We start from the raw sequence: 18,762 nt of genomic DNA, 5'->3' as shown, positions 1-18,762 counted from the left end.
AGGGAGCGCCGCCGACGACGCGCGGCACGTCGTGCCGTCCTCCGCCGCTCGGCGCGTCCCCTGGCGACGGTAGGTGTCGACAGGGCGGGATCCGCGCCGATGGGCTCGGCCGACCGACCCCTACCTCTGGTCCCCATGACCACCAGTCCCCCCTAGCGCGGCGAAGCCTGCGGGGCGGTCCAACGACGTCCACCGTCCGAACGGGAAGACCACCCAGTCCGCACGACCGATCACCTTGGACTCGGGCACGAAGCCGCCGCCCGGCTGCCCGAGGTGATCCCGCGAGTCCCGGGAGTCGCTCCGGTGGTCCCCCATCACCCACAGCTTCCCGGCCGGCACCACGACATCGAAGGGCACCTGGGAGGGAGCGTCACCCGGGGAGAGGTAGTCCGACTCCTCCAGCGGCACGCCGTTGACCTTGATCCGCCCGTCCGAGCCGCAGCAGGTCACCCGGTCGCCGCCGATCCCGATCACGCGCTTCACATAGACCGTGTCACCGCTCGAGGCCAGTCCGAGGCCGGCCACGAAACGCTGCGCGCCGGAGGACTCGGAGGCATACGGGAGGAAGGAGCCCGTCCCGTCGAAGACCACCACGTCCCCGCGCTCGGCGTGTCCGCCGAAGTCGTACGCGAGCTGGTTCACCACCAGCCGGTCCCCCGGGCGCAGGGTGTTCTCCATCGAGGCGGACGGTACGGCGAAAGGTCTGGCGACGAAGGCGTTCACCAGCAGCAGCGCCAGGAGGCACACGCCCGCGACCAGAAGGAGGTCCCGTGAGAACCAGCCCGAACGTTCCTGCGCAGGCACGGCAGGCGCGGCAGGCACAGCAGGCGCGGCAGAGGCTTCGGGAGCGGCAGAGGCCGCAGACACGACCGCGGACCGCGACGGCGAGTCCGCACCCGAAGGTGCAGGACTCTCGTCGCGGTCCGCGAGTGGCTCGTGCGTGCTCATTGGGGCTGAGCTTATCCCGAAGGCGCCCAGCCCGGTCCGAGCGTACTGAACCCCCGACAGCGCCGGGGGTCAGTGGATCAGCGGTCGCGCTTCTCCTTGATCTTCGCGGCCTTGCCACGAAGGTCACGCAGGTAGTACAGCTTGGCGCGGCGGACCGCACCGCGGGTGACGACCTCGATCTTCTCGACGACCGGGGTGTGCACCGGGAAGGTGCGCTCCACGCCGACGTTGAAGCTGACCTTGCGGACGGTGAAGGTCTCACCGATGCCGGCGCCGTGGCGACGGATGACGACGCCCTGGAAGACCTGGACACGGGAGCGGTTGCCCTCGATGACCCGGACGTGAACCTTCAGGGTGTCACCGGCGCGGAAGGCCGGAACGTCGGTGCGCAGCGAAGCCGCGTCGACAGCAGCGAGCTTGTTGCTCATGATGCTCTCCATCGCAGGCGCCACGGGCCGCCCACGGAAGTTCGTCACAATGGGGTGTGCTGCGGGCCGCTTCGGTTGGCGGTGATCCCCCCGTGGCGGGGGCACCGGTCCACTGACTTCTACGGGAGGAGCCCAGCGGCAGACAACAGTCGCCTATTCTTCCACAGCATCGGCCGGACGCCGAAATCGGCCGAGCTCCTCGTCCCACATCAGGCCGAGGATGCTGAGGGCCTCTCGGTCCTTCTTGTCGAAGGCTCCGATCTGCCAGCGTTCGACCAGATCGGGGCGGTTCGCCAGAGTGCGGGCGAAGGCCTGCTCGCGCCGCCAGCGGGCGATCTTGCCGTGATGGCCGCTGAGCAGCACCTCCGGCACCTCCCGCCCACGCCACTCGGCCGGCTTGGTGTAGACGGGGCCCTCCAGCAGATCGGCCATGGCCCCGGGGGCGAAGGAGTCGTCTCGGTGGGACTCGGCGTTGCCGAGCACGCCCGGGAGCAGTCGCGCGATCGCCTCGACCATCACCAGCACGGCGACCTCACCGCCGGCCAGGACGTAGTCGCCGATGGAAGCCTCGACCACGGGCATCCGGGTTGCCGCCTCCTCGATCACCCGCCGGTCGATGCCCTCGTACCGCGCGGGGGCGAAGGCCAGCCAGGGCTGCTCGGCCAGTTCCTGCGCGAGTTCCTGGGTGAAAGGGCGGCCGCTCGGGGTGGGGACGACCAGCGTCGGCACCGAGCCCTCCGGCCCCTGGGCGAGCACGGCGTCCAGCGCGGCCCCCCACGGCTCCGGCTTCATCACCATGCCGGGGCCGCCACCGTACGGGGTGTCGTCGACCGTACGGTGCACATCGGTCGTCCAGCTGCGCAGGTCGTGCAGGTGGACGTCGAGCTGGCCGCGAGCCCGGGCCTTGCCCACCAGGGAGACGTTCAGCGGCTCCAGGTACTCGGGGAAGATCGTGACGACGTCGATCCGCATCTCACTCACGCGTCGGCCTCGCCGTCCGAAGCCCGCTCGCCCGTAGCCGCACCGCCGGAAGCCTCGCCACCCGAAGTCGCACCGTCCGAAGTCGCACCGTCCGAAGACTCGTCGTCCGAGGACTCGTCGGCCGAGGACTCGTCGTCGTCGCTGCGCACCACCACAGCCTGCTCGGGGTCGATCAGCCCGGGCGGCGGGTCGATGACGGCGCGCTGGTTCTCCAGGTCGATGGTCGGCACGATCCGCTCGACGAAGGGCACCAGCACCTCAGTACCGTCGGCCCGCCTGACGTTCAGCAGGTCCTGGTACGGCAGGTGGACGACCTCGGCCAGCTCGCCGACCGGAGTGCCGTCGAGCAGCACCACGTCCAGGCCGATCAGCTGGTGGTCGTAGTACTCGTCCGGATCGTCCGGCCGCTCCTCCGGGTCGACCTCGGCGATCAGGATCGTCCCGCGCAGGGCCTCGGCCCCGTTACGGTCCTTGACCCCGGCGAAGCGCAGCAGCAGTCGGCCGCTGTGCACCTTGCCCGACTCGACGGTCAACGGTCCGGCCGAGGCCGGGTCGGTGAACAGCACCGCCCCCGGGCCGAGCCGGAGCTCCGGCTCGTCGGTGCGGACCTCGACGCTGACGTCCCCCTTGATGCCGTGGGCGCGGCCGATTTTGCCGACGACGAGCTGCACGGTGATCGCTCTCCTGAAGTCTGGTGCTGTACCGGAACGAGAAAAAGGCCGGTCGGGACGACAAACGTCCCGACCGGCCCCAAGCCTGACGACTGTGCGTCAGCGAATGCTGTCCACATCGACCAGGTCGACCCGGACGTTGCGACCGCCGAGCGCGCCGACCACGGTGCGCAGAGCGCGCGCGGTCCGGCCGCCCCGGCCGATCACCTTGCCGAGGTCATCGGGGTGCACCCGCACCTCGATGGTGTTACCCCGTCGCAGGTTGCGCGAGCGCACCTGCACCTCGTCGGGGTGCTCGACGATGCCCTTCACCAGGTGGTCGAGGGCTTCCTCGATCATGATCAGGCCTCGGTGGAAGCGGCCTCGGCGTCAGCCTCGGCCTTGTCCGACTTCTTGGCCTTCGGGGTGATGGCAACACCGGTGGTGCTGTCCTCGAAGCCGGCGACGGCCTTGGCGAAGAGGTGGCTGAAGTCGGTGACCTTCGGCTCGGCGACCTTCAGCGGCTCCGGAGCCGGCAGGCCCTTGAACTTCTGCCAGTCACCGGTCAGCTTGAGGATGGCGAGGACCGGCTCGGTCGGCTGGGCGCCGACGGACAGCCAGTACTGGGCGCGGTCGGTGTCGACCTCGATCTTCGAGGGGTTGTAGGTCGGCTGGTAGATGCCGATCTCCTCGATGGCGCGACCGTCACGCTTGGTGCGCGAGTCGGCAACGACGATGCGGTAGTGCGGGGAGCGAATCTTGCCGAGACGCTTGAGCTTGATCTTGACTGCCACGGGAGTGGATTCTCCTGGTGTTGACGTGGGTGAGCGGCCGCTGCCACCGCGTGGGGTTGCGGGGTCGGCCGTTCAAGGGACACGCCAGCCGTAGGAGAGAGGGGTCCTGCTCGGCTGCCGAGTACTCAGCTGTCCATTCTGCCACACCTCGGCAGGACGCCCGGACCGAGGCCGCCGGGAGCGCACCGGGGATGCGCCGGGGATGCACCGGGCGGCATGGTGCCGGTCGGCCCGACCGAGGGCCCCCGCCCTCGGTTGAGCCGAGCTACAGCTGAGCCGGACAACCGCCTGGCGACGAACCAGGCAATCCGGCCGATCAGACGATCAGGCGATCCAGCAGGTCAGGCGGACCACCGGGTGTGGTGGACCCGCCAGGTCAGGCAATCCAGCAGGTCAGGCAATCCTGAACGGCTGCTGGCAGGCGCCGCAGACGATCGACGCCTGAGCGAGCACCGAAGGCACCACCCGGACGTTGCGACCGCAGCCGCACACTGCCTTGACCCGGACACCGCCCCCGGAGGAACCGTGCCGGGCGGCCGGCCCGCGGAAGGCACGGTGCGCGCCCTCGCCGGCGACGGCCAGCTGGTGCGCACCGAGTGCGCGGTCCAGCCTCTCGATGGTGATGGCGTACCGCTCCTGCGTCTCCGTGAGCATGGTCACCTGGGAGAAGCCGCTACTTGCATGCGGCTCGACCGGGTGGGCCAGCCCGATCTCGGAGGCGAGCAGCAGGAAGCGCCTGTTGTGGTAGCGCCCGGCCCGCGAGGTGTCCCGGATGTCTCGCGCGGCGGCCAGGCCGTGGGCGGCCTCGTGCAGCAGCCGCTCGAAACCGAGCCGCGTGCCACAGGCCGAGGAGGACTCACCGATCAGTGCCTCGGGCGAGGCAAGGTCGGGGAGATCCTGGTGATGGGCCTGGATGTCGCTCCAGGCGGCGGCCAGTTCGGCCGCGAGGACGAGGGGCTGTGTCGTGCTCACGCTATGCCAACGATGGAGTGAGAGCCGATGTTCCGCGAGTTCCCGTTTGCCGGGAATTCCCAGCGAACTCTCAGGAATGCACTACCGTGCGCGAATTGCGCTGTTCGGATCTGACGCAAGACCAACCCCCTGCAACTCTGGACCCAGCGGATCTCGCCGGGGCTCTCGGCTATGTCCCCGGGACTCGGTGCCGCCCCAAGGCGAACGGCCCGCGACCGCGTCAGAAATTGACAGGGCCACGGGCCGTATACCGTACCGCTAGTTCAGCAGGACCGGCAGTTGACTGGTCAGTAGTCTCACCAGACAGTCGGCAACCAGTAGAACAATCGGCCTAAAAACGCTCAGTAGAGCGACTCGGGCGGCCGATCTCAGTACGTCCGATCTCGGCAGGTCCGATCTCGGGGCGGATCCCGGGTCGGATCTCGGGTCCGATCTCAGTACGCCCGGGCGACGATTGCGATATTGCCTTCCTGATCATCCGTCAGCGGCACCGAACCGTCCGCCGCGACGATGCAGCGGACCGACACGCCCTGCTCGGCCAGCTTGGCCTCGCCCTCCGCGCCGAGGTCGGCCCAGGAGATCCGGCCCCATCCGGTCGCGGCGGCCTCGACTGCCTCGTCGATGTTCTTGACGTCGACCGTGCGGGCCTCGCGGCGCTCGCGGGACTGGCGGAGCAGCAGTGCCTGGTCCTCCTCCAGGATCCCGGGCAGCAGCGCGGCCAGTCCGTCGATCGCCACCGGCTCCTTGCCACCGGGGATCCGGCGGGCCAGCATCGCGGTGCCGTTCTCCAGGTCGCGCGGACCGACCTCGATGCGCAGCGGTACGCCCTTGAGCTCCCAGTCGACCGCGCGGCGGCCGAACGGGGTGTCGGTGCGGTCGTCCACCACGACCCTGACACCGGCGGCCTCCAGCTGCGCGCCGATCTCGCGGACCTTGGCGATCACCGCGTCATCACCCTTGATGGCGAGAACCACGGCCTGCACGGCGGCCAGCCGCGGCGGGACCCGCAGACCGTTGTCGTCACCGTGCGACATGATCAGGCCGCCGACCATACGGGTCGAGACACCCCAGGAGGTCTGCCAGACGTACTCGCGCTCGGCGCCCTGCAGCTGGTAGGTGGTGTTGAACGCCTTGGCGAAGTTCTGGCCCAGCTCGTGGCTGGTGCCCATCTGCAGCGCCTTGCCGTCGCCCATCATCGCCTCGAGCGTGAGGGTGTTGATGGCGCCGGCGAAGCGCTCCTTGGCGGTCTTGCGGCCGAGCACCACGTCGATGCCCAGGATGTTGGTCATGAAGTCGCCGTAGACGTCCGTGTGGATCATCGAGGCGTAGTCACGAGCGTCCTCGTACGTGGCGTGGGCGGTGTGGCCCTCCTGCCAGAGGAACTCGGTGGTGCGCAGGAAGACGCGCGGGCGCAGCTCCCAGCGGACCACGTTGGCCCACTGGTTGATCAGCAGGGGCAGGTCGCGGTGGCTCTGCACCCACTTGGAGAAGTACTCGTTGATGATCGTCTCGGAGGTCGGCCGGACCACGACCGGCTCCTCGAGCTCCTTGCCGCCGCCGTGCGTGACCACCGCGAGCTCGGGGGCGAAGCCCTCCACGTGCTCGGCTTCCTTGGTCAGGTACGACTGCGGGATGAACATCGGGAAGTACGCGTTCTGGGCGCCGGTCCGCTTGATCCGGGCGTCCATCTCCTGCTGCATCCGCTCCCACAGGCCGTAGCCGTACGGTCGGATGACCATGGTGCCGCGCACCGGACCGTTGTCGGCCAGCTCGGCCTTGTTGATGAGGTCCTGGTACCAGCGCGGGAAGTCGTCCGCCTGGGGAGTGAGCACGGGTGCCTTAGCCATGGGGCAGATGGTACGGGGAGTCGAGCCCGGACTGTGAATCCGTTTCGCGGCGCGGGCACGAGGCGCGGGCACGGGGGCGCACGCCCGCCGCGCGCGGATACCACCGTGCACCCCTCTGGACGCCGGGGCTCAGCCGCTGTTCGCTGGAAGCGGGGCGGGACTTCGGGGGGAGGCACAGGCAGCGATCCAGAGAACCGGATGGGAGGCCGCGATGGCTTCAGCGCAGGTGACCGGCACGACCGCGCAGCGACCACGCGCCCACGGCGGCGCGGGTGCGCGCGGCCGGGCGCGCGACTGGGCGGAGATCCAGGAACGGATGCTCGTACCGCTCTACGAGGCCGTGTACGAGCGCCTGGAGGTCGGCCCGGCGACGAGTCTGCTCGGCCTCGGCTGCCGGTCGGGGCTGGCCCTGCTGCTCGCCGCGGAGCGCGGCGCGGAGGTGGCCGGACTCGAGCCGGAGACCGAGCTCCGGGAGCTGGCGCAGGGGCGGCGGCTGCGCGTCGGAGGTGACGGCCACCGGGAGCGGTCGGCCGCCGCCGTCCCTCGCACGGCCCATTCGCTGGTCACGGTTTTCGAGCAGCTGCAGTGCACCGCCGATCCGGCCCGGCTGGTCGCGGACGCGGCCCGGATGACCCTGCAGGGCGGGCACGTGGTGCTGGCCACCTGGGGCCCGCCGGAGCGCTGCGACAGTGCCTCCGTACTGGATGTGGCGCGCCGCCGCGCGGCCCGGACGCCCAGGTACGACCCCTTCGCACTGAGCGCGCCGGGTGCGCTGGAGGCGCTGCTGACCGGCGCCGGCCTGCGACCGGCGGGCAGCGGACGGGTGAACTGCCCGTTCGCCTACGCCGATCTGGAGAGCGCGGTGCGCGGGATGCTCTCCACCGGGCTGTACGAGGCGGCGATCGAGGACTCCGGGCCCGCTCTGGTGGCCAAGGAGTTGGAGGAGGCACTGCACCCGTACGTCCGGCCGGACGCCTCGGTGCGGATGGTCAACCTGTTCCGCTACGTGGTGGCCGAGCAGCCGCGCTGATCCCGCCGAGCGACGGACATGGCGGGGGGCGCAGATCGGATGACTGCGCCCCCTGCCCGCCCGTCACGCCGGGTCGTGCCCCCGTCGAGGGATCCCCGCCGCTCGGCGTCACGGCGGCGCCGGTCATGCCGCACGGCTAAGAGCATCTGCCCACCTACAGGCGGAGCCTCTACCTCCCGGTTGGCGGCCACTCCTCGGCGGTGAGGGCGAAGCGCTCGTGGTCCCGCCAGGCCCCGTCCAGGAAGAGCATCCGCGGGGTGAACCCCTCGTGCCGGAAGCCGAGGCGCCTGGCCAGGGCGATCGAGCGCTCGTTGTCCGGCTGCACGTTGATCTCAAGCCGGTGCAGGCCCAGACCGCCCTTCTCCTGCGGCGCGAAGCAGCGCTCCACCACCAGCCGCATGCCCTCCGTCATCCGCCCGGTCCCGGCGAAGGGCAGGTACGAGTCGTAGCCGAGCGCACCGTTGCAGAACCGGCCCATCACGATGTTGGCCACATTGCACTTGCCGACCAGGCCGCCGGTCGCCGCGTCAACGATCAGGAAGGTGCGCAGCCCCGGCCCCTGACGGTCCAGCAGGTCCTGCAGACCGTCCGGCTCGACGGGGTTCCACCGGCCGATGTGCTCGGCGGACCGCCGCACCGCCTCGGCGTACGGGACCGCGTCTGAGGGCCTCGGTGCCCTGATCGTCACTCGCATCCGTCCATCATCGGCCATCTCCGGGGACGCAGTCGATCAGCTACGGAAAGGGGCGCGTGGGGGCACCTCCCGGCCGAAGGCTGGGGGAGAACTGCGCGAGATCGGAAGGCAACGACCTGTGCCCTACCGCTTCGCGCAGTTCCCCGCGCCCCCGTGGTCAACCGGTCCCGATCGGTTGCCCGCCGGGCAACCTCAGAGCAGGTCCTTGAACTCCTTGGGGAGCTCGAAGTCGGCCGGGCCCTTGCCCGCGCCGATGCCGAAGGCGCCGCCCTGGGCCGGCGGCTGCGCCGCGGCCGGGCCGAGCGCCTTGCGGGCCGCCGCCGCCTGCTCCTCCTGAGCCCGCTTCAGCGGGTTGCCGCTCTTCCGCTTGCCCTTGGCGGCCGGGGCCTTCTTGGCGGACTTCTTGCCGCCACCGCCCATGCCCGGGATCCCCGGCATGCCGGGAATGCCCTTGCCGGAGGCCATCGCGGACATCATCTTGCGGGCCTCGAAGAACCGCTCGACCAGGTTGTTGACCTCGCCGACGCCCACGCCGGAACCCTTGGCGATACGCAGGCGGCGCGAGCCGTTGATGATCTTCGGGTCGGTCCGCTCGGCCGGGGTCATCGACTTGATGATGGCGCCGACACGGTCGACGTCCCTGTCGTCGATGCTGTTGATCTGCTCGCGGATCTGGCCCATGCCGGGCAGCATCCCCAGCAGCTTGGAGATCGAGCCCATCTTGCGGACCTGCTCCAGCTGCGCCAGGAAGTCGTCGAGCGTGAAGTCCTTGCCGCCGCCCTGGAGCTTGGCGGCCATCTTCTCGGCCTCGGCCTGCGAGAAGGTCTGCTCGGCCTTCTCGATCAGGCTGAGCATGTCGCCCATGCCGAGGATGCGCGAGGCCATCCGGTCGGGGTGGAAGGCGTCGAAGTCGTCGACCTTCTCGCCGTTCGAGGCGAACATGATCTGGCGGCCGGTGACGTGCGCGACCGACAGCGCCGCACCACCGCGGGCGTCGCCGTCCAGCTTGGACAGCACCACGCCGGTGAAGTCGACACCGTCGAGGAAGGCCTGCGCGGTGGTGACCGCGTCCTGGCCGACCATGGCGTCGACGACGAAGAGGACCTCGTCCGGGTTGATCTCGGCCCGGATGTCGGCGGCCTGCTGCATCATCTCGGCGTCGATGCCGAGGCGGCCGGCGGTGTCGACGATGACGATGTCGTACTGCTTCTGCTTGGCGTACTCGATCGAGTCGCGCGCGACCTTGACCGGGTCGCCGGAGCCGTTGCCCCGCTCGGGGGCGTAGATCGCGACGCCCGCCCGCTCGGCGACCACCTCGAGCTGGTTGACGGCGTTGGGGCGCTGGAGGTCGCACGCGACCAGCAGCGGGGTGTGCTTCTGCGCCTTCAGCCAGTGGCCGAGCTTGCCCGCGAGGGTGGTCTTACCGGCACCCTGGAGACCCGCGAGCATGATCACCGTCGGGCCGGTCTTGGCAAACCGCACCCGGCGGGTCTCGCCACCGAGGATGTTGATGAGCTCCTCGTTGACGATCTTGATGATCTGCTGCGCCGGGTTCAGCGCGCCGGAGACCTCGGCGGTCAGCGCCCGGTCCTTGACCTGCTTGATGAAGGCCCGCACCACCGGCAGCGCGACATCCGCTTCGAGCAGGGCGATCCGGATCTCGCGAGTGGTGGCGTCGATGTCCGCCTCACTGAGGCGGCCCTTGCCCCGGAGGTTCTTGAACGTCGCTGCGAGGCGATCGGAAAGAGTGTCGAACACGTCGTCGCGGGTCCCTTGCGGCATCGGTATGAGTACGGTCGTCGCCCCCAGGGTATCCGGCCGCCCCAGGTACGGTCTCCACCCGGGCTCACCCAAGTGCCGTCTGCACCGCCGTCGCCACGTCCCGGGCGTGCTCGGCACCGAGCGGCCGCCCGGCCGCGTCGGTGACGTAGAAGGCGTCGACCGCGTCCGCGCCGAGCGTGCTGACGTGCGCGGTACGGACCCGGACACCCGCCGCGTCCAGTGCGCGGCCGATCCGGTGGAGCAGACCGGGGGCGTCGTGGGCACGCACTTCCAGGATGGTGGCGCTGGAGGACGCGCCCTGGGCCACCGTGACCACCGGCGGCGGTGTGGCGATGCCCCGGCGGCGCGGCGCGGCGGCATCCCGCTCCGCGAGCTTGCGCGCCACGTCCAGCGAACCGTCCAGGGCGCGGCGCAGGTCGGCCCGGAGTCTGGCCGCCTCGGGCAGCTCGCCGTACTCGGCGGCGACCGTCCAGGAGAGCAGCAGTACGGGCCCGGCCCCGACCGGGTCGAGTTCCCGCAGGCTCGCCATCCGGACCGTCAGCCGGTGCAGGGCGAGCACCCCGGCCACGGTGCCGAGCAGACCCGGCTGGTCCGGGACGGCCAGGGTGAGTTCGACGCCCATCGGCTCGGTGCTGAACGCGTCCTGGTGCGACTGGGCCAGCAGGGAGAGCGCCGGGCCCCCGGTACGGGCGGCCTCCACCGCCAGCCGCTCCTCCTCCGCGGTCGGGTCGGCGTCCGCCGGGAAGGAGCTTCCGCCCGCGAGCTGCGCGGCCACCCGGGCGGCCAGCCCGTCCACCAGCGAGGCCCGCCAGCTGCTCCAGGCCGCGGGGCCGGTCGCGGTGGCGTCGGCCTCGGTGAGGGCGTGCAGCAGCTCCAGGTGGGGCAGGGTGCCGACCACCTTGGTGATCAGATCGACGGTCGCCGGGTCGTCCGGGTCACGGCGGGTCGCGGTGTCGACGAGGGTCAGGTGGTGGCGTACCAGCAGGGCCAGGGTCTCGGTGTCGGTCTTGTCGAAGCCCATCCGGACGGCCACGTCCCGGACGATCACCTCGCCCGCCTCCGAGTGGTCCCCGGGCCAGCCCTTTCCGAGGTCGTGCAGCAGCGCGGCGACCAGCAGCAGGTCGGGCCGGGCCACCCGGCGGGTCATGGCCGCCGCCTTGACCGCCGTCTCGACCAGGTGCCGGTCGACCGTCCAGGTGTGCACGGCGTTGCGCTGCGGGCGGCAGCGGACCCGCTCCCAGTCGGGCAGCAGGCGGGTGATCAGGCCCTCGGCCTCCAGCGCCTCCCAGACCGGGATGCAGGCCTCCCCCGCGCCCAGCAGGGTGATCAGCTGTTCGCGCGCCTCGTCCGGCCACGGCACCGGCAGCGCCTTGGTCTCGGCGGCCAGCCGACGCACGGTGGCGTACGAGACGGTGAGGCCCGCCTGCGCCGCCGCGGCGGCGGCCCGCAGCGGCAGCACCGGGTCCTGCGCGGGGCGGGCGCCCTGGGCGAGGACGGCCTCGCCGTCCTGCTCGACCACGCCCTCGGCGAGCGGCCGGCGCTCCACGGCACCGCGCGCCACCGCCCCCGCGCCGCGCCCGACACCGCTGAACGGGAAAGCGAGGCGCGAGACCCGCCGGCCGCGGTTGCTCCGGGAGGCGAGGACGCGTTCGACGGCCCGCCAGGTCACGTCACCGGCGTAGCTGATGGTGCGGGCGGCCTCGTACACCTGGCGCAGCAGGGTGTCGGCGTCCAGCACTCCGAGGTGGGCGGCGACCTGGTCCTGGTCGTGCAGGCCGAGCCGTTCGGTGGCCCGGCCGGTGGTGAGGTGCAGCGCGTCGCGGACGTCGCTGAGGCGCGCGGCGGCGGCGTCCAGGCCGTCCCGGGGGGCGTCGGCGAGCCAGGTCGCGGCGATCGCGTTGAGCGCGACCACGTCGCGCAGCCCGCCCCTGGCCTCCTTCAGGTCCGGCTCCAGCAGGAAGGACAACTCGCCGTGCCGCTCGGCGCGTTCGAGGCAGAGCTGGTGGAGCTCCGGCAGCCGCTTGGTCGCGGTGGCCCGCCAGTCGGCGAGTACCGCGGAGCGGAGCGAGGCGGTCAGCGCCGGGTCCCCGGCGATGTGGCGGGCGTCGAGCAGGCCGAGCTGGGCCTTGAGGTCCTCGGCGGCCACCGCCCGGGCCTCGGAGAGGGTGCGTACGGAGTGGTCCAGGGCGACACCGCCGTCCCAGACGGGGTACCAGATCCGTTCGGGCAGCTCACCGTCGATCGGGCCCTCGTGCAGCAGCACCACGTCGAGGTCACTGCGCGGTGAGAGCTCGCCGCGTCCGAAGCCGCCGACCGCGACCAGGGCCGTCCCGGGCGGTGCGCCGGCCGTGGTGAACAGCTCGGTGAGCCAGCCGTCCGCCAGCCTGGCCAGGGCCGCTCGGCGCTGGGCACCGCCTCGGCCGGGTTCGGCGAGCAGCCGGGCTCTGGCAGCGGAGTAGTCGGAGGGGTTGGCGGTGGTTGTCACTTCTGATTCCCCGTCCGTCGTACGAGTCCTACGAGTGCTCCGGATACGCGTCCGGCGGACCTGCGACCGGAAGCCGGTCGCAGGTCCGCCATTGGACGGTTGTGCTGAATGCTAGAGCGCGTCGGGCCCGCGCTCGCCGGTCCTCACCCGGACGGCGGTCTCGACCGGGACGCTCCAGACCTTGCCGTCGCCGATCTTGCCGGTCCGGGCGGCCTTCACCAGGACGTCGATGAGGTCATCGGCGTCGTCGTCCTCGACCAGTATTTCGATCCGGACCTTCGGCACCAGGTCGACGGTGTACTCCGCGCCCCGGTAGACCTCGGTGTGGCCGCGCTGACGGCCGTAGCCGCTGGCCTCGGTGACGGTCAGGCCGTGGACGCCGAAGGCCTGCAGAGCGGTCTTCACGTCGTCCAGGCGGTGCGGCTTGATGACCGCGGTGATGAGCTTCATCAGGCGTCGACCTCAGTCTTCTTGGCGGGCACGGTGACAGGAGCGGAGGGGGACGCTGCGCGGGCCAGGCTGGCGCCCACCGCGCTGAAGTCGTACGCCGACTCGGCGTGCTCGGCCTGGTCGATGCCGGCCACCTCGACGTCCTCGGAGACCCGGAAGCCGATGGTCTTGTTGATCGCCTGGCCGAGCAGCCAGGAGAGCACGAAGGAGTAGACGGCGACCACGCCGACACCCATCGCCTGCTTGCCGAGCTGGTCGAAGCCGCCGCCGTAGAAGAGGCCCTGGGCGGTCTGGCCCACGTGGCCGGTGGCGAAGAAGCCGATCAGCAGGGAGCCGATCGCACCGCCGACCGCGTGCACGCCGACCACGTCGAGCGAGTCGTCGAAGCCGAAGCGGTACTTGAGGCTGATCGCCGCGGCGCAGGCGGCACCGGCGATGATGCCGATGGCGATCGCGCCGAGCAGGCTGACGGAGCCACAGGCCGGGGTGATGGCGACCAGACCGGCCACCGCACCCGAGGCCGCGCCCAGCGTGGTGAACGCGCCGTGCCGGATCTTCTCGTAGGCGAGCCAGCCGAGGACGGCTGCGGCCGTGGCGACCTGGGTGTTCATGAAGGCCATGCCCGCGACACCGTTGGCGGCCAGCGCGGAGCCGGCGTTGAAGCCGAACCAGCCGAACCAGAGCAGACCGGAGCCGAGCATCACCAGCGGGAGGCTGTGCGGGCGCATCGGGTCCTTCTTGAAGCCGACCCGCTTGCCGAGCACCAGGGCCAGGGCGAGGCCCGCCACACCGGCGTTGATGTGCACCGCGGTACCGCCGGCGAAGTCGATGACGCCGTTGCGGTCACCGAGCCAGCCGCCGTTGCCGCCGTCGAAGAAGAACACCCAGTGCGCGACCGGGAAGTAGACGATGGTCACCCAGAGCGCCACGAAGAGGCCCCAGGCCGCGAACTTGGCGCGGTCCGCGATGGCACCGCTGATCAGGGCCGGGGTGATGATCGCGAACATCAGCTGGAAGGCGGAGAACGCGGTCACCGGGATGGTGCCGGTGATGTCGTTCAGCCCGATGCCGCGCATCCCCAGGAAGTCCAGGTTGCCGATCAGGCCGGCGCCGGCGTCGGGGCCGAAAGCGAGGGTGTAGCCGTAGAGGACCCAGAGCACGCTGACGATCGCGAGCGAAATGAAGCTCATGACCAGCATGTTGAGAGTGCTCTTGACCCTGACCATGCCTCCGTAGAAGAAGGCCAGACCCGGGGTCATCAACATGACCAGGGCCGCACAGATGAACACAAAGGCGGTATCGCCCGCGCTGAAGCCGTCCGGCATCGGCGTCTCCTCGTGAATGAAAGCCGCTCCACCCGCAGGATCCCTGTCCCGTGCCACCTGGGGTGTCGGCGATGTAGAGGAGAGTGCCGAAGGCTGATTTCGGCCGATGCGGCTCGATGTTTCGCCGCCGTGACAGGGTTGACGGAGTCGTTACGACGACGTGAACTCCGGCCGCGCCATGACAGGGATGGGTTACCGTACGGCCGCACAGTACGAGGAGTGCGCGGACGATCACCGACCGTGGAGCCCCACCGGGTTGCGGGGCCGGGGGAGCCCGAAGGATGCAAGCCTTGGCGGGGCTCCACGGTCGGAGCAGGGGTCGGCGATGGCCGAAATTCAGCGCGGAATCACCCCGTAGGGGCGAACTCCGGAATGTCCTGCACCACTCGTTCGGCGAGCCGGCTGACCTCGGCCACGTCCTTGAAGCTGCGCGAGGCCGCCGCCGAGGTCTTCCGCACCCGGGTGTTCAGCCGCTCCGAGCGCACCTTGGTGGCGATGTCCACGGCCTGCTCGGCCATCACCGCGGCCTGCTCCGGCTCGTTCTGCAGCAGGTGGACGCTGGCCATGCCGATCAGGTTGAAGGCGTAGGAGCGGACATGGTCCGAGTCCTGCCGGAACAGGTCGACCGCGCGTTCCATCACCGGCGCCGCCATCGAGGCGTACAGCGGGCTGCGGCTGGAGTGGTACGCGAGATCGCGGTACGAGTGCGCGTTCTCGGCATTGAGCTCGGCCTCGGAGAAGAACTTCAGCCAGTCCGGGTCGTTGTCGCCGGGACGGCAGTCGCTGAAGGTGTCCTCGGCCAGCCTGGCCGCCCGGGCGCAGCGGTTGACCTCGCCGATGGTGGAGTACGCGCGCGCCTCCATCGCGTACAGCAGGGCCTGCTGGCGCGGGGTGGCGGTGTCCCGGGCGCCGTACTGGGCGAGGTGGATCAGCTCCAGGGCGTCCTCGCCGCGGTTGAGGTGGATCATCTGGCGGCTCATGTCGGTGAGGATCAGCGCGCCGAACGGCCGGTCCCCCGCTTCCTTGGCGGCGTGCAGCGCGAGCACGTAGTACTTCTGCGCGCTGGGGTGCATGCCGACGTCGTACGACATCCAGCCCGCCAGGTGGGCGAGTTCGGCGGTGAGCCGGAAGAGCCGCTTGGTGGTGTGCTCGGGGTAGGTCTCCTGGAGCAGGTCGGTGACCTCGTGCAGCTGGCCGACGACGGCCTTGCGGCGCAGGCCGCCGCCGTTCTGCGCGTCCCACTGACGGAACATCACCGTGGTCTGCTCCAGCAGTTGGAGCTCGGGCTCGGAGAGCCGGCCGGTGAAGGGCTCCCCGCCGTTGGCGGCGGTGAGGATCGGGGTGGGCGTGCCGTTCGGGCCGGGGCTGAGCCAGCGCTGCATCGGCTCGATCAGCGCGGCACCGGCCGTCAGGGCGAGTGAAGTGCCCAGGAAGCCACGGCGGTTGAGCATCAGGTCGCTGCGCGAGTACTCGCTGATCAGCTGGACGGTCTGCGGGGCGCTCCAGGGCAGGTCCACCCCGCCGCCGACGGTGCTCACCGGGACGATCGTGCGCAGACCCAGATCCTCGATCGAGACCACGGAACCGAATCTCTCGGAGAACAGCTCCGACATGATCTTCGGGATCGGCTCGCGCGGCTGTTCGCCGTCCAGCCAGCGGCGCACCCGCGAGGTGTCGGTGCTGACATGGTGGGCGCCGATCTGGCGGGCCCGACGGTTCACCTGGCGGGCCAGCTCGCCCTTGGACCAGCCGCTGCGGCCGAACCAGGACGTCAGCTTCTCATTGGGTTGCTTCTCTGCCATGGGAACGTCCCCATCCCGCCCGGCCCCGCCCACGAGGCCCCGCTTGTAATGACTCGATACCGCTCGTCATGCCCGAAGGCACAGGGCTCCTACCGAACGTGCCCTGTGGTGAATGCCCATTGTGCTTCCGTCCAATTGCGGACGGTGTGCTGCGCTCCGTGTGCCGAACGTAACGCCCTTTCCGCCATCCGGGGGAGCATCACCGGGGAAACGCCACCTTTCGCCACCCCTACGAGTGAACTCATCGGCCTTCACCCGCGCTTCACTGGTAGTCGGCCCAGCTCGGACGAGGCACCGGGCCGTCGGCCCGGACCTCACTGCCCAACGCCCAATTCGCTTCGAAGGCACGGGCCTTGCCGGCCCCGAAGGAGACGGAGGCACCCAGTGCAGCACCGACGATCCGGCATCCGAGGCGCCGGTGCAAGGCGACTCCTGGCCCGCGCCACCCGAATCGGAGTGCGCCACCCACTGCGCGCCGCCAACGCACACCGTGCTCCTCGTCGGACAATCGACGCACTGTCACAGTCCCGTAACCACCGGCAATCCGAACCTGTTGGGGGAGGCATGGACAACCTCTTCGGCGATCTCCGCTTCGGTGCGCGACGCCGTACCCGCGGCACCGCGTTCCAGGCGGCCGCTGAGTACACCGGCCGCTGGGGCTGGTCGGTGGCCGCCGGCTCCGGCCGCACCCCTGCGGACGGGCTGTGCGACTGCGCGGCGGTGCACTGCGCCGCCCCCGGTCTGCACACCGAGGTCGGACCGGAGTCCGGCGTCGGCACCTCTGCTCCCCAGCTGCGTGAGCACTGGGCCGCGGATGCTCCGGTACTGCTGCCGACCGGCCGCGCCTTCGACGTGCTGGACGTCCCGGCGCAGCCCGGCCTGCAGGCACTGGTCCGGCTGGAGCGGATGGGCACCCAGGTCGGCCCGGTGATGGCCCTGCCGACCGGACGGCTGCTCTTCTTCGTGGCGGCCGGAACGGCGCAGCGGCTGCCCGAGCTGCTCTACCGGATGGGCTGGGACGACGCCGCGCTCGACCTGGCCTGCCACGGCGAGGGCAGCTATGTGGCGGCTCCGCCCACGGTGCTCGGCGGTCTGGGGCCGGTCCGCTGGTTGCGGCGCCCCTGCCGGGAGAGCGCGGGCTGCCCGCCGGAGGCCCGGCTGCTGCTGGGCACCCTGGCGTACGCCTGCCACCGCAGCCGCGAGCGCAGCGCGGAGCTGGCGTCCTGACCGGGCTGCCCAACAAGTAGGGGCAACCACAGAAGGGGCGCGGGGAAATGCGCGCGCAACCGTGCACCTACGTCGTGCCCTGGTCGCGCAGTTCCCCGCGCCCCTCTTGGGTTGCCCGTGTCTGTCGGGTTGCCCTTTGGGTTGCCCCGGTCAGTCGCCGATCAGCGCGTCCACGAACGCGCCCGGCTCGAACGGCGCCAGGTCGTCCGCGCCCTCGCCGAGCCCGATCAGCTTGACCGGAACCCCCAGCTCGCGCTGCACGGCGACCACGATGCCGCCCTTGGCAGTGCCGTCCAGCTTGGTCAGCACGATGCCGGTGATGTCGACCACCTCGGCGAAGACCCGCGCCTGAACCAGGCCGTTCTGGCCGGTGGTGGCGTCCAGCACGAGCAGCACCTCGTCGACCGGTCCGTGCTTCTCGACGACCCGCTTGACCTTGCCGAGCTCGTCCATCAGACCGGTCTTGGTGTGCAGCCGGCCCGCGGTGTCGATCAGTACGGTGTCGACGCCCTCGGCGATGCCCTCCTTGACCGCGTCGAACGCGACCGAGGCCGGGTCGCCGGCCTCGGGCCCGCGGACGGTGTGCGCACCGACCCGCTCGCCCCAGGTCTGCAGCTGGTCGGCGGCGGCGGCCCGGAAGGTGTCGGCCGCGCCGAGCACCACCCGGCGGCCGTCGGCGACCAGGACCCGGGCCAGCTTGCCGGTGGTCGTGGTCTTGCCCACGCCGTTCACGCCGACCACCAGGACGACCGCGGGGCCCTCCTCGTGCTTGGTGGCGTGCAGCGTACGGTCCGCGTCCGCGCCGATCAGGGCGATCAGTTCCTCGCGCAGCAGGCCGCGCAGCTCCTCCGGGGTGCGGGTGCCGAGCACCTTCACCCGGGTGCGCAGGTTCTCGACCAGCTCCTGGGTGGGCGCCACGCCGACGTCGGCGGTGAGCAGGATCTCCTCGATCTCCTCCCAGGTGTCCTCGTCGAGCCGCTCGCGCGAGAGCAGCGTGAGCAGCCCCTTGCCGAGCGAGTTCTGCGAGCGGGAGAGCCGGGAGCGCAGGCGGACCAGCCGGCCTGCGGTGGGCTCGGGTACCTCGAGGGCCGGGGCCTCCTCCGCGACGGTGGGAAGCTCCACCTCCTCGATGGTCTGGACGGGCTCCTCGGTCGGCTCGGCGGCTTCCTCGCCGACCTGGGGCTCGCGCGGGGTCGGCGGCGCGATGACGGCGCCGGGCGACTTCGGGGGCAGTGTCTTACGTCGTCTGCCGGTGACGACGAGGCTCGCGATCGCGCCGATGGCGACCACGGCGATGACTACGGCAAGGATCACGTATTCCATAACCCGTCCAGTATCCGTGACCCG

At 70.9% G+C, this 18,762-nt stretch carries 17 protein-coding genes; 2 read left to right on the top strand and 15 right to left on the bottom strand.

All coding sequences use genetic code 11. The features are described 5' to 3' along the window. Positions 1 to 120: 120 nt before the first annotated feature. The 8 genes from lepB to proS form a co-directional block, all read right to left on the bottom strand. On the bottom strand, positions 121 to 948 hold the full coding sequence (gene lepB / locus FB465_RS23925) for a signal peptidase I (RefSeq protein WP_145793696.1): 828 nt from the start codon (positions 946 to 948) through the stop codon (positions 121 to 123). Between the two features lie 77 nt (positions 949 to 1,025). Continuing rightward, positions 1,026 to 1,376 (bottom strand): 50S ribosomal protein L19, encoded by a 351-nt coding sequence (gene rplS / locus FB465_RS23920; protein ID WP_145793693.1) that lies wholly within the window; start codon positions 1,374 to 1,376, stop codon positions 1,026 to 1,028. 153 nt (positions 1,377 to 1,529) lie between these two features. Next, positions 1,530 to 2,348 (bottom strand): tRNA (guanosine(37)-N1)-methyltransferase TrmD, encoded by an 819-nt coding sequence (gene trmD, locus FB465_RS23915; protein ID WP_145797549.1) that lies wholly within the window; start codon positions 2,346 to 2,348, stop codon positions 1,530 to 1,532. A gap of 5 nt (positions 2,349 to 2,353) precedes the next feature. Beyond that, positions 2,354 to 3,028: a ribosome maturation factor RimM gene (gene rimM / locus FB465_RS23910; RefSeq protein WP_145793690.1), complete on the bottom strand. Its 675-nt coding sequence runs from the start codon at positions 3,026 to 3,028 to the stop codon at positions 2,354 to 2,356. Positions 3,029 to 3,127: 99 nt separating this feature from the next. Further along, a complete protein-coding gene (locus FB465_RS23905; protein WP_030275689.1) occupies positions 3,128 to 3,367 on the bottom strand; it encodes an RNA-binding protein in 240 nt (79 codons plus the stop codon). Between the two features lie 2 nt (positions 3,368 to 3,369). Beyond that, positions 3,370 to 3,801, bottom strand: coding sequence for a 30S ribosomal protein S16 (gene rpsP, locus FB465_RS23900; protein WP_145793688.1), 432 nt, complete (start codon positions 3,799 to 3,801; stop codon positions 3,370 to 3,372). A 393-nt stretch (positions 3,802 to 4,194) separates the two neighbouring features. Next, positions 4,195 to 4,773: a hypothetical protein gene (locus tag FB465_RS23895; RefSeq protein WP_145793685.1), complete on the bottom strand. Its 579-nt coding sequence runs from the start codon at positions 4,771 to 4,773 to the stop codon at positions 4,195 to 4,197. Between the two features lie 434 nt (positions 4,774 to 5,207). Then, positions 5,208 to 6,620: a proline--tRNA ligase gene (gene proS / locus FB465_RS23890; protein WP_145793681.1), complete on the bottom strand. Its 1,413-nt coding sequence runs from the start codon at positions 6,618 to 6,620 to the stop codon at positions 5,208 to 5,210. Between the two features lie 211 nt (positions 6,621 to 6,831). Here proS and FB465_RS23885 point away from each other — a divergent pair, with 211 nt between their 5' ends. Then, on the top strand, positions 6,832 to 7,650 hold the full coding sequence (locus FB465_RS23885) for a class I SAM-dependent methyltransferase (RefSeq protein ID WP_145793679.1): 819 nt from the start codon (positions 6,832 to 6,834) through the stop codon (positions 7,648 to 7,650). Between the two features lie 169 nt (positions 7,651 to 7,819). Here FB465_RS23885 and FB465_RS23880 read toward each other — a convergent pair whose 3' ends face one another. The 6 genes from FB465_RS23880 to nsdA all read right to left on the bottom strand — a co-directional run bounded on the left by FB465_RS23880 (position 7,820) and on the right by nsdA (position 16,188). Continuing rightward, positions 7,820 to 8,344, bottom strand: a complete 525-nt coding sequence (locus FB465_RS23880) for a GNAT family N-acetyltransferase (RefSeq protein WP_211785847.1) — start codon at positions 8,342 to 8,344, stop codon at positions 7,820 to 7,822. Between the two features lie 192 nt (positions 8,345 to 8,536). Next, positions 8,537 to 10,102, bottom strand: a complete 1,566-nt coding sequence (ffh, locus tag FB465_RS23875; RefSeq protein ID WP_145793675.1) for a signal recognition particle protein — start codon at positions 10,100 to 10,102, stop codon at positions 8,537 to 8,539. Positions 10,103 to 10,190: 88 nt separating this feature from the next. Next, complete coding sequence (locus tag FB465_RS23870; RefSeq protein WP_145793673.1) at positions 10,191 to 12,611, bottom strand: [protein-PII] uridylyltransferase; 2,421 nt, start codon at positions 12,609 to 12,611, stop codon at positions 10,191 to 10,193. Between the two features lie 111 nt (positions 12,612 to 12,722). Beyond that, positions 12,723 to 13,061 carry a P-II family nitrogen regulator gene (locus tag FB465_RS23865; RefSeq protein ID WP_145793671.1) on the bottom strand — a complete coding sequence of 113 codons (339 nt, stop codon included), beginning with the start codon at positions 13,059 to 13,061 and terminating at the stop codon, positions 12,723 to 12,725. Next, positions 13,061 to 14,386: an ammonium transporter gene (locus FB465_RS23860; RefSeq protein WP_145793669.1), complete on the bottom strand. Its 1,326-nt coding sequence runs from the start codon at positions 14,384 to 14,386 to the stop codon at positions 13,061 to 13,063. The genes FB465_RS23865 and FB465_RS23860 overlap by 1 nt, the downstream gene beginning before the upstream one ends. 347 nt (positions 14,387 to 14,733) lie before the next feature. Next, entirely contained in the window at positions 14,734 to 16,188 is a 1,455-nt protein-coding gene (nsdA, locus tag FB465_RS23855; RefSeq protein ID WP_145793666.1) for a transcriptional repressor NsdA, read from the bottom strand. A gap of 564 nt (positions 16,189 to 16,752) precedes the next feature. Here nsdA and FB465_RS23850 point away from each other — a divergent pair. Next, entirely contained in the window at positions 16,753 to 17,415 is a 663-nt protein-coding gene (locus FB465_RS23850; RefSeq protein WP_145793663.1) for a bifunctional DNA primase/polymerase, read from the top strand. Between the two features lie 150 nt (positions 17,416 to 17,565). On the opposite strand, the gene ftsY is transcribed toward FB465_RS23850, so the two are convergent. Then, a complete protein-coding gene (gene ftsY, locus FB465_RS23845; protein WP_145793660.1) occupies positions 17,566 to 18,738 on the bottom strand; it encodes a signal recognition particle-docking protein FtsY in 1,173 nt (390 codons plus the stop codon). Between the last annotated feature and the right edge of the window lie 24 nt (positions 18,739 to 18,762).

It is taken from the genome of Kitasatospora atroaurantiaca, assembly GCF_007828955.1.
In the GTDB taxonomy this organism is placed as follows: domain Bacteria; phylum Actinomycetota; class Actinomycetes; order Streptomycetales; family Streptomycetaceae; genus Kitasatospora; species Kitasatospora atroaurantiaca.
The sequence above is the reverse complement of the archived record's forward strand: the minus strand, read 5'-3'. Positions and strand labels throughout refer to the sequence as shown.